The following is a 14,638-nucleotide window of genomic DNA, read 5'->3' as shown; positions in this document are numbered from 1 at the left end:
GGCCCAGGATGGCTGAGCCATCACCTGCAAAGGTGTACTCCACCGGTGGGTTGTATCGCCGTTGGCTGGGCCCAATACTCGCGAAAGATCAGGGCTTAGATCCGGAGCAGTTGAGTCAAGCAGCATTGAGTGTCCTTAGCCAGACGTCCCTACGTAGAGATTGGCCAGGCGTATCAGCTGTTCTGGCAGCTATAGCCTTGGATTTGCAACGCCATGATCTGCGGCTTGAGCAAGTGTTGTTCGGCTGCCGGTTTCGTAATCCTGTTGGACTGGCGGCTGGCTTTGACAAAAACGGAGTGGCGGCCAGTATCTGGGATCGCTTTGGATTTGGATTCGCCGAACTCGGCACTGTGACTTGGCATGGGCAGACAGGTAACCCTCGGCCCCGACTCTTTCGCCTTGCTGCTGAGCAGGCTGCTTTGAACCGGATGGGTTTCAACAACAACGGTGCTGAGGTGATGCGCCGCACTTTGGAGAAACAGGCTTTGCCTTCACCTGGCCAGCGTCCAGCTGTGCTGGGTCTCAACTTGGGCAAATCCAGGATCACGCCATTGGAGCAGGCCCCAGACGACTACGCCTTGTCGCTTGAGTTGCTGGCACCATTGGCGGATTACGCCGTGATCAATGTCAGCTCTCCTAATACACCCGGCTTGCGTGATCTCCAGGATGCCAGCCAGTTAAGGCGTCTGGTGGAGCGATTGCGACGATTGCAAGGATGCCCGCCACTACTGGTGAAGATCGCTCCGGATCTCGAGGATGATGCCATTGATGGCCTGGCTCGCTTGGCTTATGAGGAGGGTTTAGCAGGTGTCATTGCTGTCAATACCAGCCTCGACAGGTTCGGCCTCGACGGGCGGGTCCTTCCCAAAACGGGTCGCAGCCTGGCGGAGGAGGCTGGTGGGCTCAGTGGAGCGCCTCTGCGTCAACGGGCCTTGGAGGTGCTGCGTCGGCTGCGGGCAACTGCAGGTCCGGCGTTGCCCTTGATCGGCGTAGGAGGGATCGACTCGCCAGAGGCTGCATGGGAGCGAATCAGTGCCGGGGCTTCACTTGTTCAGCTTTACACCGGTTGGATCTTTAAGGGTCCAGATTTGGTGCCGCATATTTTGGATGGACTGATCGGCCAGCTTGACCGCCATGGCTTCCGGCATGTGTCTGAGGCTGTCGGGAGCGGCGTGCCCTGGCAGTAGCCGATACCCTTCGTTAAGAGCGTGGTTGCCTTTCCTTGGTGTTGGCTGGTCTACGCGAACGTTTTCCGCAGCTGGAGCAGTTGCAAGCCATCGCGGAGCGGTGGCTTTTGAGGCAACGGGTGCTGCTTGTTGTTGATGAGTCTGCTCTCGTGATGCTCTGGAAACAGGGGGAGAGGTTGACTCTTCGACATGTACCCCTGCCTCAAGGTCTGTGTCGTGAAGGCATGCCGACCCAGCCTCAAGCTTTGGGTGAGTTGTTAGGGGACCTACTTCTGGATATCGGTCTTCTCGGAGGCCAGCTGGAGATGTTGTTGCCGATGCAGGCCTGTCAATGGCGCTTGCTCTGCTGGCCCGATGGAGAACCAGAGGGGGATCAGGTCAAGGCCCTGCGAGAGCCAAACCCAGAGCTGAATTGGCCATTGTCCTTATCGGAGTCTTATTTCGCTGTGTCATCCGTGCAGCTTGCTGGATCTGTGTCGCCGCCAACACCGCTGTCTTTAGCGGTTGTGACAGAGCGGTTGATGGTGCATGCCTGGATTGATGTCGTGGAGGCGGCGGATCTGCCGCTACTCAGCCTTGAGTGGATGCTGACAGCTGCCTGGCGAGCGGTACGTGCGGCCAGCCAAGACTTTGAAGGCGATCTGGCTTGGTTGTTAAAGCATCATGGGCACTGGCGTTTGGTGCTATTACGCAGCGGATTGCCTGAGCTCGACCATGCTCTTTCAGCTTCGTTTGATGGTGGCGATCCGTCGCAAGATCTTTTGCAGGAGCTTAATGAGGTTTTGCAGTCTTGGCGTTTGCGCAACGAAGGGGCGCCGCCGCCGTTGGCATGGTGGGTTACAGCCGCTGCTGTTGATCAACAGCAACTGTGTTTAGCGTTGGAATCTCAAGGTCAAGGAGAGTGCCTAAGCAAGCAAAAGCTTTGGTTGGTTGGTGAAGAGCAACCCGCCCTTGAAGGGCCAGAGCCTGATTTCTGGCAGGGTGACTGCGCAGCTTTGGCTTGCTTGGCGCTGGCGGGCGCCTGGGAGCAGTGCTGATGGGTGCATTGACCAGGACTGAATGGAATCTGTTGCAGGAACGTCGCCAGGAGTTGGGGCTTCCCGCTCAGCCTGCTCTTGTGCCTCAGTTGCGTTCCTTGCTTGCCAAGGGCATAGGGCTCGGGGCGCTGCTGGTGCTTGCTGTAGTGGCAGTGGCCGCTTGGTTGGCCTGGCAAGAAAGTCAACAACAGGTTGAGCTTGATCGCTTGCAGCCACTAGAGCAACGATTGCGGCTGGGTCAAACGCAACTGCAGCAGCTGCAGGCCCGGACAGCAGTCATCCGTAAGGAAAACACCCAGATCGCTGAACAGTTGGTCGCGGTTCGAGCGAGCTCTGCACTGTTGGAACAATTGCGCCGGTTGACACCTCAAGGCATACAGCTCAAGAAAGTTGCGGTCAAGACTCAGCAGATCAAAATCGTCGGTCAATCCTTGGGCGATGGTTCTCCGGGTTCCTTTGAACGCATCAATGCATTGGTTCTGCAACTTGCCGCCCTGCCGATGGTGAAACCTGATGGGGTGAAGGTTTTGAAAGTGGTGAGGGAGGGGGCTGGAGAGGATGGGGAATTCGCGCAATTCAGCGTCGATGTGACTTTGGATCCCAAAGCCAGGCCTTCTCTGCAGCAGTTGCGTGAGTTGGGTGCAAGCGGTTTGGTGGAGCGCTATCGGCTGCTTGAGGAGCAGGGGGTAGCGCCATGACCAATCTCAGCCAAGAACGGCCGAGTTGGCGGCGCAAAATCACACGTGAGCGTGTCTTGGTGGGGGTGCCGCTCGTGGTAGGGGGCATGGTGGCTTGCTCATTGGTCTTCACGGTTGTAATGCCTAGCTTGGTTCGCTTGGAAGACCAGCAGCAACGTCTGCAACAGCTGCTTAACCAAGAGGCCTCATTACCGTTGCTGCCTGGCCAGTTGAAAACAGCCACTGAAGAGCTGGCCAAGGTTCAGCAGCAGCAGGATGTGTTGCTGACTCTGGTGGCAGGTAAGGACAAAATTCAGACATTTTTGGCTCAGTTGAGCCGCGAAGCCATGGCGGCAGGGGTGGTGCTGGAGCTCTATGAACCTGTGTTAGTCGCCCCGTCAGCATCGGCGGCTACTAGCCAAAAACCCCCTGGAAGGAAGTCGAAGCGAAATAGCGAGGAGATCAGCCCTGAAAACACACTGGCAGGACGTGGTTACGAGAAAACAGCCGTGCTGCTTCAGGCCCGTGGGCCTTTTATCGCCCTGCAGGGCTTTCTTAGAGGAATAGAAGCTTTGCAGCTCGTGGTCCAACCCAATAATCTTGAGCTAACAGCACTCGACCCTACGCAGGGGCCAGAAGATGACGTCGTAACAGGACCAGCAATCACGCAGCTCAAGCTGAAACTGACCTTCTATGACAAAACATCCGTTCCTGCCAAGCAAGGGAAGCGGAGGATTCTTGATGCTGAGGAAGGATTCCCTCCTGAAGCCTGAAGCGCCACTGGCTAGCAACGACATCAATCGATACCATCCGTGAAGATTGTGTACCAGATCGACCCTTGGTCGCCATATGTCACGTTCCCAGCGACTGGTCCCTCTGATTACAGCTTTTGGGTTGTGTCTCACGCCTATCGCTGAGAACCTGATGCTGCCTCATCCGTTGAAGGCGCAGATTCAGGGGGGCATGGAGCTGAAGCTTCGTCGATCTCAGAACAGTATTGAGGTTGTTATTGAAGGGGTGGGTCAAGAACCTGTTTTGGAACAGCGCCATAAGGGGCAGAGTTGGGAAGGCCGTTTGCGCACCAATGGCAAACCTGGATTGCGAACAGGTCCACACCAGCAGCTTTCTAGGCCTGATCTGGGGCTGCAGTATCTGAGCCTATCTGGTTCTGGTGAAAGCTATCAGCTGAGTGTGGTCGCGGTGGCAGGAAGACCGTTGTCGGAACCAGTAGTGAGTGCTGATGGCCAAAATTTGATCCTTAGTTTTCCTGGATTGGCAACTCAAACTGAGCAAACTGGACGATTTGATCTACGAACACCAGGAAGAGTGCCTCAGGATGTTTATGCACCGCCTTTACAGCAACGTGCTGTAGCACCTCCACTGGGGGATATGGCCGTGGGCACCATGGTTCTGAGTAACCGCAGTTTTGTGCAGGTGAGTGGTCCACCAGTAACTCTGACGTTGAACAATGCTCCTGCCAAAGATGCCTTGATGTCTCTGGCCAGATTGGGGGGATATGGATATATCTATGTCGATGAGGCGGATTCCTCTGGTACGGGGAATTCTGTTGGGGCGTCAGGTGCGAGCAACACTGGCTTAAGTAGTCGTCCAGTCTCAATGTCATTTGAGAATGCAAGCTATGCACGTGCTCTCAATGGTGTGCTGTTGGCTTCTGGCTTGCAAGGCAAGCTTGAAGGCAAAACCTTGCTGATCGGCAATGCTGTTGCAGCCAAAACATTTGGCCCCCAGGTTTCAAAGGTCTATAGATTGAATCAAGCAAATGCGGCCTCTGCAGCTGATTACTTAGCCAGCTTGGGAGCATCGATTAGCAAGGTAAATGTTCTCAGTGTTGCATCTAGCGGCTCGGACTTTGGTCAAGCTGATCCCGATACAGGAAATGCCAATATTACAAGTATTGAGACTTACGGAGCTTCTTTAGGCCCCCTGAGAGGTCTGACTGGAACGACCGACTCACGCCTACAAACCATCACATTAGTGGGTGATTCGAAGTTGGTTGCTGTGGCGGAGAGCTATTTGAAGCAAATTGATTTGCGCTCTAGACAGGTTGCATTATCGGTGAAAATTCTAGATGTCAATTTAGACAATGTTAGCGGGATGGATAATAGCTTTTCAATGCGGTTTGGTGATAATTTAATTGTCAACGACAATGGCAAATTGTTAGCGGCATTCGGGACCAATATGCCGGCCAATGCAGACACTTTTACTTCTGCACCAGTAGAGACTGAGAGTGGAGTTAGTACTACTACGACTCAGGCTATTGACTATGGTTTAATGTATTTTGTGGATGAGAAAGGTTTTTCTACAGGAATAATTGAGACTGATGATGAAGGAGAGACTGTAAAGGCAGAGGGGATGCAATACAACCCGGACGGTTCAGTCGCTACAAATGGCGGCAGAGGGCCAATTCTTTATGACGTTACTACGGCCGAGTCTTCAACAACTCCCGCTGCGGCCACAAGGAGACCAAATCCAGCCTCTAATTACCAGGATCAAGCTTTTTATGACTTCCTGAGAGCCCAAATTATATCGTCGAATACAAAGATCATGGCGTCGCCAACATTGATACTCTCGGAAAGCTCTGAAAACATACCGGGAGAGATTGGCCGCTCGAAAGCGAATGAAGCCTTTGTCCGCCTTGGAGACAAAGTCGTGACAGCATTTAGCGTAACATCAGATGATAATGGGAATATATATTGTGAGCCAGAATTTGAGACTGCCGGCTTATCTCTTGGTGCGATGGTCAGCAAGATTGATGACAATGGCTTCGTAACTTTTACACTAGAACCCAATCTGTCGGCTGAGGTTGGCGAACCAGTTCAGCAGGGTCAATGCGGGAACATTACAACTGTGAATGAGCGGATTCTGGAAACTGGTGCCGTTCGGGTTCGCGATGGTCAAACATTGATTCTTACCGGAGTGATTAGTGAATCCGATCAACAAGTGGTAACAAAATGGCCCATTTTGGGGGATATTCCTGTGATTGGTCAGTTTTTCAGGTCTAAGTCTGGAACCAAAAAGAAGAATGAGCTTGTGATTATGGTCACGCCTCGCATTATTAATGACGAGCGGGGGGGGACTTACGGCTATGGTTATCAACCTTCTACTAAAGCAACACGTAGTTTGGTTTATTCAAAGTAGATAACTCACTACAAAACAGATTTTTCAATAGACTTCTTATTGATTCGCTTAGAAGGCGAGGGGTGATAAAAACTTTGCTGCAATAGGTAGCAACTGTTGAAACAAACCAGTTGCGCTGTTAAGTATCGAGCTGCCAACTCCATTGCCTCCTCGTTGGGCTGGATCTTGTTTCACTTGTTCTGCACCATCTCGTAGTTGCTTGGCAATATCAGGTTGTTCTTGTTGGTCGTAGAGCTCAGCGGCGAAGGCAAAATCTCTTGAGGCCAATTCTCGTTTCGCTTGTTCGGCTCGAGTGATGCCGCGGGCAACCCATGTGATTGCTGCATCCGGTCGACGAATTAGGGCTTTATTGAAGTAGTCCTCTGCTTCCGGATAGCGGCCATTGAGGGCTTCTTCAACTCCTGCGTTATGCAGCGAGGCATAGTCGCTAGCCACTGCTTGTACTCCCTTGGCATCCTTCCAGTGACTACTAGACAATCCGTTTGCGTCCAGCTGTGCGCCACTGAGATCGGCTCCGATCAGATCAGTACCTGTGAGCGTGGCACCTCTAAGATCGGCCCCGCGTAATGAGGCGTGGCGAAGAGTGGCAAAGCTCAGGTCAGCCCCACTGAGGTTGGCTCCATCAAGCTGAGCGCGCCCGAGATCTGCACGCTGCAGCTGCGCTTTTTTGAGGTTGACATCGCGCAGATCAGCATGCATAAGATCGGCGTCTTGAAGCCTGCACTCCATGCAGGCTCTGGTTTCCTGCAGCTGAACAAGATCCTCGAAGTTGCTACCTGCTTCGCTGCGTTGGGCGATAACAAGCGCGCCAGCGCTACTGGCCAAGGTCACCATGAAGGCAATTAGGTGACGGCGCATCGTCCGGGACGAAAATCGTTGGTCTTCTATCGGGTTGTACCAGTTCTGATTGATCGTGTCGACTCAAGAGTGGTCGCAGTGATCGATGGCTTTATTGGCATCAATGTTGCTTGGGCGAATTCCTTTCTCACTGATGCTTATTATTGAATACTACTTAATGAATACTGTGGTTCGATTGTTGCAAGATTAATCATCTCATAGGTTTACGCGGCTTTATAGGGTACTCGTTGATCGCTTAAGTCATTATAACCCAAATCCAAAAGCTCATTGCTGATGGCTTTGATCAATTCTCTAGCTGCGTTGGCTTGATTTGCCTTTGAGCGTATGGGCACTGTGCAGATCCTGAGGCGAAGACTTCCGTGAAGTGAGCCATGCGCAGCATCTGTCATGCGCATAATCTCCACCACTGCAACCCAGCTTTTGGGCAACGTTTGACTAAAACCTGAAGGAATAAATGTGGGCGGCAGGTCTTCAAGCTCCTCGAATTGTTGGAACTCTTGATTTAGGGCAGGCCTGAATCTGACAATTTCCCTGGGGTGTTGGTCAAACCAGTTGCGATCATTAAGGATTGCAGATTGCATCGCTAATTGCCCTTCAGCCTGATGGATTGAGCCTTGCTGGTTGGATGTTTGCATCAAGATTTGAGGGTCTAGCTTTTGAGTCTTACTCGGCCAAAAATTATCTATTGCTCCTGGTGTTAGCAAGTGCCTTCTCAATCAGTTTCTGAAACTGAGGCCATGGCAGTGCGCCTTCGATGATATCGCCATGATGCTTGCCTCCCTGGGAAGGACCAATCACAAACGTTGGTGTTGCGCGGATACCATTGATCTGAGCTTCTGAACGGTTGGAATTCACAATCGAAGCGACTTCTTTTGATTTCAGGCATCTCTTGAGCTTTGTTTCATTGAGGCCAGCGCTCGTGGCAATGCTTAGTGCGCCTTGGCAATCCAGGCAGTTCTGACGTTTGAATAAGGCCTTATAGGCAAGCCAATAATCGTCTTGTTCCATCGCGCAACGGGCGACATGGGCTGCTTGTTGAGCGTTGTTGTGATAGGGCAGGGGTAGATCTTTGTGCACGAAGCGAACGAGGCCTTTGTTGATGTATTCGCTTTGGATTTTTGGCAAGATATCGTCGTGGAAGCGCTGGCAATAGGGGCATTCAAAATCACTGAATTCCACGATGGTGATCGGTGCCTTTGGGCTGCCTAGGCTGGGATCTCCTTGAATGAGTAAGGCTGTTTTTAAATGGAGCGGTTCTCTTGGGATCACCTCAGTTTTGGTAGATGTAGTCTTTTGCCAGCTTTGGTAGGCGAGTGTTCCACCAATCCCTACACCAACGCTGCAGATCACCAAGCCAGCCTTAACGAGTGATTGCATACTTGGTGGTCTGATTCGCATCATGGCTTGATGGGATTACTTGACAGTGTTTAGTGCTAGGGATGATGCATTGATTGCGAAAATCAAAAGATAAGGCGTGGTATCTATGAATATCAGTTTGCATCCTATTTGTACCACTTATAAGCAGCATTGGCGATCAAGGCTCCAAGAGGTTTTAATAGGATTACAAGGCAGTTGATTTTGGCAAAAGGCTCCTGGCTCAAACTGGATCTGCTGCGTCGGCGACGGGAGCAACTTGGCCTGGCCGCTCCCAAGTTTGTTGCTGAACGTTCTCTGTTATGGCGCGGTGGCTTGGTTGGTGGTGGCTTGGTGTTTGCTGTCCTGCTGGCTTGTTTGGGAGCATGGTTTTATGGCAGCAATCTAGAAGAGCGCCAGCAGCGACTTGCCTCTGCCGTCTCAGAGTATGAGAACAATGAATCGTTGCTGATTCAGGCTAATCAGGAGTTGAAATCTCTCCAGGATGGCAACAAGAGCATCGCTGAAGGTATTGCTGGTTTCAATTCTGGTTCTGCACTACTTACTGAAATCAGTAGGCTGACCCCACAAACCGTTCAGCTCACAAAGATTAAAGCGTTACCTAACAGACTTGAGTTATCTGGAGTCGCGAATCAGCCCAGAGGGCTTTATGTCGTCAATGCCTTTCAGTTGACGTTAGCTGGTTCGTCATTTTTTCAACCGCAAGGCATCAGTTTGATCAAGGCTGTGGAAATGGCCAGCAAGCAGGTGTCAGTTAAACCTGGGTCTTCGATGTCGATCCCTGTTAAAGAGCTGAGATTTGACATGAATGCTGTTTTTCTTCCGGATTCTGCTCAAAAGCAGACGCCAGCCCGGCTGCAAGCTTTGGGTTCTAGAGGCTTGGCTGACCGCCTTGAGCTGTTGCGCAATGAAGGTCTGCTGCGATGACAAATTTCCAGATCGTCGAGAGATCAAAACCACGTTTAATCACACCTGAGCGGGCAGTATTGCTTATACCAATTATTGCCGGTGCAATGGTTGGCGTTGTGCTCTTGTTGTTTGGCCTTATTCCATTGTTGGTGCAAGTTCAACAGAAGCGGGACGTGCTCCAGGCAATGGAGAGGAAGAAATCTGAATTGCCGATCTTGAGACAACAGTTGGCCGCATTGTCTAAAAAGAAGGCCAAAAGCATGGCGCAGCAAGAGCGTTTGCTGAATCTGGTGGCAGGAACAACTCAGTTGCAGACGTTTTTAGCTCAGCTCAATCAATTCGCAGTGGAGCAAGGTGTTTCCATCGTGAAGATAGAACCACAGGCAATTGAGCGCCCGGCACCCAAGCCTGTATCGCCGCCAGCTGGTGATGATGCCACGGCACCAGCTCTACCTCAAGAAGATCCACTACTGGTTCAAAAACTGGAAAAGCGCTCGGCGCTCTTAACGGTGCAGGGTCCGTTCAGAAGGATTATCGCTTTTTTACAACAGATGGAGCAGCTGCAGGTGATTGTGATTGCAAGTGATCTTGAGCTGAGGCTAGAAGCAGCGAAGCAAAGGAGTAGCGAAAATTCTACCGATAGCGAGCCTGTTACCCAGACAAGGCTGAAGCTCAAACTTTCGGCCTATGGACGTAGCAGCCAGGTGCAAAATTTATAACGGAATTCTGCATTCGTCTTCGAGTCTTTTTAGTGTCAACTGATGATCTTTGGTCTAGATTGACAATCGATTGCCGATTTAAGGCTGTATGGCCTATCTCTATGCTGGTTTGGGCATCGCGATGTTAACAGGAATTATGGCGATATTTGAGATGGCAACGAGTTATGTGCAATTTCAAAATACTTGGCAGCCTGCTTCTATAGCGAGTTCAAGCCTCTATTACAATGGCCTTCAGCTGAAGGATCAAGTTATTACGCAGACGATTGCGGGGAATCCTGGCTTGGATGTTTGCAATGCTGCTAGCGCTGATGATGTCAAGGAAGCTCTGGATCTTGATAAGCTCGCATATGCTTTTTCAGGTAGTGTTGCTAATTTTGCAAGTGGCTGTTCATATACCTCTTCTGGCCATCGCATCATTTTCGATTCAAATAAGGGGTTATGGTCATGTGCGCTTCCTTCCAATCACCCAGTAAATAAAGATAGCAAGTGTGATTTTGAGGTATAGGTATAAATTATGATTGATGCTGTATTGGGTTTGATTATCGCTACGATTGCTACATCCGCCTTGACCTTGGCGGTTGAATTCACAGAGGCGTCCTTTGCGCGTAAGGACTCTCTTGATGCTGGGATGTCTACTTATGAGCTAGAAGTTTTAGATTCTGCTGAATTGAATGATTCTCAGAAAACAAAATTCAAGAATTTTCTCGCCAATACAAGTCTATGAGACTATTATACTATCACAAGAGCAATGATGATGCCAAAAAATATGGCTACGAACAGCAGGGCATGTCTCTTCTGCAAGTGGTTTTTGCCCTGGCTGTTTTCGTGATATTTGGAGCCGTATTTTTGGCTGTTTCAGAGCAGCTCAATCTTTACTTTATTCCAGATAGCAGTTTGGCTCGCAGCGAGAAAGAAGAGGCACCAGTGCCGATCCTTCTTGCCGAAAGGCTGTCAACAGCGATGGATCGTTTGGTAAGCGTTTTGGAGCAGCCAGGAGCTGACACGGCATTATTCCCTCTTGGTATAACGAATTGCTCTAGCAATCCTCTTCAGAAGGTTGCCCCAGCCTTGGCGGGAATTTTTTCGCTTGATAATCTTGCATCAAATGAGTCGGAATTTCAGCTTGCCTCCCGCTATGAGTTTTGCCTGTTTGACTCTGGTGAAACAGGTGCTAATAATCAAAGGGTTTATGTTTTGGTAGCCAAGCCGTTGGATCAGTACAAAACAGTGGCGATGTTGCCAATTGTTAGAAGGATATTTTGCCGACCAAAACCCTTTTGTGTTCCTACAACGTAATTGCACTTGCCATGACAGCCACTCCTCCAGTTGGGCAATCATTTTTTGGTCTTACGATCAATATGAGTGGACTGGCCGACCGTCTTTCATCATTTCGAAGATCAGTTTCCAAGCGCTTGCTCTTGCTTGAATTTGGTACCACATCGTTCACTTTTGCTGAAGCGAAATATACGGGGCTTGATGTTGAATTCAAACATCTGAAACGAGTATCATTGCCGGCCAAGGCAATCGAAAGAGGCGTTCCGAGCGAACCAGACAAGATGGCTGCTTTGATCCAGTCAATCTGTAAAGAAGAAAACATTTATGCTCATCGAACGGTGGTCGTGCTGCCTCCTGAGGCTGTATTCACGACATGGATTGATGTTCCAGCAGAGCTTTCTCAGCTACAAGCATGGGATTATGTGAAAGATCCGACTTCGGGGCTGCAGATTCCTATCCCTTTGCAGCAAACAGATTTCGATATCCTGCCGATTGATTTAGCTTTGCTTAGCAGGCATGAAGCGAATACAAAACCGTATCTATTGACGAGTGTTCCGCAAAAATTAATTGACCAGTTATTGGATACTCTTGAGGCTGCTGAACTGGAGTTACAGGCGGTTGAAATTGGCTCCATCGCTCAGCTACGTTTAATAGCAGGTGGTCTTGACTTGCTGAAGCAAAATGAAATTTACTTGATGTTGGAATTGCTGCCGGAATGTACTCATCTCACTGTTATTGCAGCCTCGGGCCCAGTTTCTCTGTTGAGATTGGCTGCTATTCGTGAGTTCCCAGAGCCTGAGGTTGCTAATAATCAGACTGCAGTCGACGCATCACTGGCTGAGCATGGCTCAGCCGAGGCGATCACATTAGCCGATGAAAGTTACTTGCCTATTTCTGAAATGGATTTGAGAGTATTGATCAGCGAACTTCGTCGATTCATGAAGGAATTCTCTGAAAAAGCCCCAGAATCTATTTGTAAATCTATTTATCTTACCGGTGTTAATAGTGGCCATCCTAAGATTGATGAATTGCTCAGCTCAGCGTTAGGGCTTCCTGTAGAGGTGATTCGCCCTCTGGGTGCTGAAGGTGTGGGAAACGTTGCATTTTCACAGCCATTGTTACACCAAAGTCTTGGTAGACTGTTGGGTTGTGGTCTTACCATCCTACCAAATAATGATACAGAGTATTTGTCATTTACTACTTATGAGCAACAGGAGCCTGTAGAAGAAGAATCAATTTTGAAAAAGACTTTAATAACGGCAACAGAGATTCCGTCAATTGAAGATGAAAAAGAAAATGCGCGAGCTGGTTCCTATCAGACAATCGTTGATGTTGAAGCAGAAGGTATGGTAAAAGTAGCCCTCACGGGGGAGTTACTCGAAAATCAAGAAGCAGAAGAAGTGATTGCTAAGCAGCCAGAAGAAGAGAAATGGCCGAGTGTTCACGGAGATGCTTTGCTGGCTGAGCATCCGGCAAAAGATAAGGATGCTGTAGAAGAAGAGAAGCTCGTGATTGCTGAGTTAGGCGAAAAAGCAACAGAGCAAAAGCAGGCTGTCAAAGCCCAAGAAGTTGTCGATGCTGGTGTCGTTGCTGAGTTAGTAGAAGAACAAGAGGAGGGCAAGCTTGTTCTTGAAGAGGCCGATGTGCAAGAAGAAGAAGACGAACCAGCAGTTGATCAGCAACAGCAAGAGGAAGAATGGCCGAGTATCCATCAAGACGCTTTAGTGGCTGAGAAGCCTGCTCATGAGGAGGATGCTGAAGAAGAAGAGAAGCTCGTGATTGCTGAGTTAGGCGAAAAAACAACTGAGCAGGAGCAGGCTGTAAAAACCCAAGAAGTTGTCGATGCTGGTGTGGCTGCAGACTTCGTAAAAGAACAAAGCGAAGAAAAGCTTGTTCTTGAAGAGGCCGATGAGCCAGAAGAAAAAGAAGTGCTAATTGATAGGCAGGAAAAAGAAGAAGAGAAATGGCCTAGTATTCATCGAGACGCATTGGTAACTGAGCAGCCGGCTAGAGATGAGGGTCCTCTAGAGGAAGAGAAGCTCGTGATTGCTGGATTAGGAGAAAGTAAAGTTGAGCAAGATCAAGACCAGCATGCAGAAAAAGCCACTGAAGCCAATACATCAAAAGAGGCTATCGGCGAACAAGACGAGTTCCCACTTGGCGAGTTGAAATTTTCAGGCGATGATCATTAACTCTTGGACAATTCAGCAATTCTTTTAATCAAGCAAGTGGGATTTTAGGGTTTATTTTGAGCATTTTATGCAGAGCACTCTGAGACTAGAGCTTAGCAAAAACATCATTGATGAGATGCTTTTTTGCTTCTCTATCATCCTTTCATTGCTTTGATCATCGAAAACATCGGTAGGTAGAGGGCGATCACGATCGTGCCGACGATGCCAGCAACAACAAAAATAATCGCAGGTTCCATGGCTTTGGTGAGTGCAGAAACTGTAGACTCCACTTCGCGCTTATAAAAATCAGAGAGCTTTTCGAGCATGAAACTGAGTTCGCCAGTCTCTTCTCCAATCTTGATCATCGAGACCACAAGCCTAGGCATGATTTTGGATTGATTGAATGCATAGTTGAGTTCTTGGCCTTCACGAACCAGTTGTATGCCAAGCTGAATTGTATTTTTAATCAACTGATTGGAACTGGCGGTCATGCATCGCTGCAAGCTGTCGACTAATGGAATACCTGAGGTCACTAGAGTGGAGAGGGTGTCACAAAGAGCGGCCATCTCTGATCGCAGAATAAGATCACCGAACAGAGGAATAGCAAAAATGCCAGTATCAACAGCGATTCGCCCTTCTTTACTGGCATAGAAACCTCGAAACAGAAATATGCATACAAAAATTGTCACTGGCGCCCCGATGGCGAATCCAGGCGTCGTCACAAACCGCGACAAATTGAGCATGAATTTCGTGAGCGCAGGCAGCTCAGACCCCATATTACTAAACATCATTTCAAATTTAGGCACAATACCAATTAACAGCCCCAGGCTCACAGTTACAGCGAGCAATAGAACAATGGCTGGATAGATTAAGGCACCAATGATTTGGCCTTTCAGCTTGGCTTGCTCTTCTAAGAGCAAGGCAATCCGTTCTAATACTTGATCAAGAATGCCGCCAACTTCGCCAGCTTCAATCAAACCAACAGTGATCGGCGCAAACACTTTCGGATATTGCTTGAGGCAAAAGGATAAGTCTTCGCCGGCATTGAGCCGGGCAGCAATCGCATAAATACAGGCGCGAAATTTTTTATTGGTCATGTTTTCTCCTATCAGCAGTAAGCCCTGCGCCAAAGACACACCACTTTGCAAGACAACTGCAAGTTGCCTGAAAAAAACCAGCAAATCTTTCTGAGGTATTTTGAGCCTTTTCGGAGATATTTGCGGAATTGTTGCTGCAGCCATGGAGGGCTGATTTGCGCCACTGATGTTTTGC

Annotated in this window: 16 protein-coding genes; 12 read left to right on the top strand and 4 right to left on the bottom strand. The window is 49.5% G+C overall.

The window, feature by feature from the left end; all coding sequences use genetic code 11:
- Nucleotides 1-8: 8 nt before the first annotated feature.
- The 5 genes from PMIT1303_RS10830 (at nt 9) to PMIT1303_RS10810 (ending at nt 6,060) form a co-directional block, all read left to right on the top strand.
- Entirely contained in the window at nt 9-1,187 is a 1,179-nt protein-coding gene (locus PMIT1303_RS10830) for a quinone-dependent dihydroorotate dehydrogenase (protein WP_063398709.1), read from the top strand.
- A 38-nt stretch (nt 1,188-1,225) separates the two neighbouring features.
- Nucleotides 1,226-2,224, top strand: coding sequence for a hypothetical protein (locus PMIT1303_RS10825; protein WP_082824507.1), 999 nt, complete (start codon nt 1,226-1,228; stop codon nt 2,222-2,224).
- Nucleotides 2,188-2,922 carry a PilN domain-containing protein gene (locus PMIT1303_RS10820; RefSeq protein WP_231901463.1) on the top strand — a complete coding sequence of 245 codons (735 nt, stop codon included), beginning with the start codon at nt 2,188-2,190 and terminating at the stop codon, nt 2,920-2,922. The genes PMIT1303_RS10825 and PMIT1303_RS10820 overlap by 37 nt, the downstream gene beginning before the upstream one ends.
- Entirely contained in the window at nt 2,919-3,674 is a 756-nt protein-coding gene (locus PMIT1303_RS10815; RefSeq protein ID WP_063398707.1) for a hypothetical protein, read from the top strand. The genes PMIT1303_RS10820 and PMIT1303_RS10815 overlap by 4 nt, the downstream gene beginning before the upstream one ends.
- A 76-nt stretch (nt 3,675-3,750) precedes the next feature.
- Nucleotides 3,751-6,060, top strand: a complete 2,310-nt coding sequence (locus PMIT1303_RS10810) for a type II secretion system protein GspD (protein WP_063398706.1) — start codon at nt 3,751-3,753, stop codon at nt 6,058-6,060.
- A 48-nt stretch (nt 6,061-6,108) separates the two neighbouring features.
- On the opposite strand, the gene PMIT1303_RS10805 is transcribed toward PMIT1303_RS10810, so the two are convergent.
- Nucleotides 6,109-6,918, bottom strand: a complete 810-nt coding sequence (locus tag PMIT1303_RS10805; protein ID WP_063398705.1) for a pentapeptide repeat-containing protein — start codon at nt 6,916-6,918, stop codon at nt 6,109-6,111.
- On the opposite strand from PMIT1303_RS10805, the gene PMIT1303_RS13590 reads away from it, so the two are divergent.
- Nucleotides 6,907-7,065 (top strand): hypothetical protein, encoded by a 159-nt coding sequence (locus PMIT1303_RS13590; RefSeq protein ID WP_156487009.1) that lies wholly within the window; start codon nt 6,907-6,909, stop codon nt 7,063-7,065. The genes PMIT1303_RS10805 and PMIT1303_RS13590 overlap by 12 nt on opposite strands.
- Before the next feature lie 56 nt (nt 7,066-7,121).
- Here the strand turns inward: PMIT1303_RS13590 and PMIT1303_RS10800 are convergent, their stop codons facing one another.
- Both PMIT1303_RS10800 and PMIT1303_RS10795 read right to left on the bottom strand, forming a co-directional pair.
- Nucleotides 7,122-7,553, bottom strand: coding sequence for a hypothetical protein (locus PMIT1303_RS10800; RefSeq protein ID WP_063398704.1), 432 nt, complete (start codon nt 7,551-7,553; stop codon nt 7,122-7,124).
- 43 nt (nt 7,554-7,596) lie between these two features.
- Entirely contained in the window at nt 7,597-8,319 is a 723-nt protein-coding gene (locus PMIT1303_RS10795) for a DsbA family protein (RefSeq protein WP_082824492.1), read from the bottom strand.
- A gap of 177 nt (nt 8,320-8,496) precedes the next feature.
- Here PMIT1303_RS10795 and PMIT1303_RS10790 point away from each other — a divergent pair, with 177 nt between their 5' ends.
- The 6 genes from PMIT1303_RS10790 to pilM all read left to right on the top strand — a co-directional run bounded on the left by PMIT1303_RS10790 (nt 8,497) and on the right by pilM (nt 13,387).
- Nucleotides 8,497-9,219 carry a PilN domain-containing protein gene (locus PMIT1303_RS10790; protein ID WP_197459817.1) on the top strand — a complete coding sequence of 241 codons (723 nt, stop codon included), beginning with the start codon at nt 8,497-8,499 and terminating at the stop codon, nt 9,217-9,219.
- Nucleotides 9,216-9,920, top strand: coding sequence for a hypothetical protein (locus PMIT1303_RS10785; protein WP_063398701.1), 705 nt, complete (start codon nt 9,216-9,218; stop codon nt 9,918-9,920). The genes PMIT1303_RS10790 and PMIT1303_RS10785 overlap by 4 nt, the downstream gene beginning before the upstream one ends.
- An 88-nt stretch (nt 9,921-10,008) precedes the next feature.
- On the top strand, nt 10,009-10,425 hold the full coding sequence (locus PMIT1303_RS10780; RefSeq protein WP_063398700.1) for a hypothetical protein: 417 nt from the start codon (nt 10,009-10,011) through the stop codon (nt 10,423-10,425).
- A gap of 9 nt (nt 10,426-10,434) precedes the next feature.
- Nucleotides 10,435-10,644, top strand: a complete 210-nt coding sequence (locus tag PMIT1303_RS10775; RefSeq protein ID WP_063398699.1) for a hypothetical protein — start codon at nt 10,435-10,437, stop codon at nt 10,642-10,644.
- Nucleotides 10,645-10,706: 62 nt separating this feature from the next.
- Nucleotides 10,707-11,216, top strand: a complete 510-nt coding sequence (locus tag PMIT1303_RS10770) for a hypothetical protein (RefSeq protein ID WP_156487008.1) — start codon at nt 10,707-10,709, stop codon at nt 11,214-11,216.
- A gap of 11 nt (nt 11,217-11,227) precedes the next feature.
- Entirely contained in the window at nt 11,228-13,387 is a 2,160-nt protein-coding gene (gene pilM / locus PMIT1303_RS10765) for a pilus assembly protein PilM (RefSeq protein WP_063398697.1), read from the top strand.
- A 134-nt stretch (nt 13,388-13,521) separates the two neighbouring features.
- On the opposite strand, the gene PMIT1303_RS10760 is transcribed toward pilM, so the two are convergent.
- Entirely contained in the window at nt 13,522-14,607 is a 1,086-nt protein-coding gene (locus PMIT1303_RS10760) for a type II secretion system F family protein (RefSeq protein WP_063398967.1), read from the bottom strand.
- Nucleotides 14,608-14,638 lie beyond the last annotated feature (31 nt).

The organism is Prochlorococcus sp. MIT 1303, from assembly GCF_001631965.1.
Lineage (GTDB): Bacteria > Cyanobacteriota > Cyanobacteriia > PCC-6307 > Cyanobiaceae > Prochlorococcus > Prochlorococcus marinus_D.
This window is presented reverse-complemented; position numbering and strand designations above follow the sequence as displayed.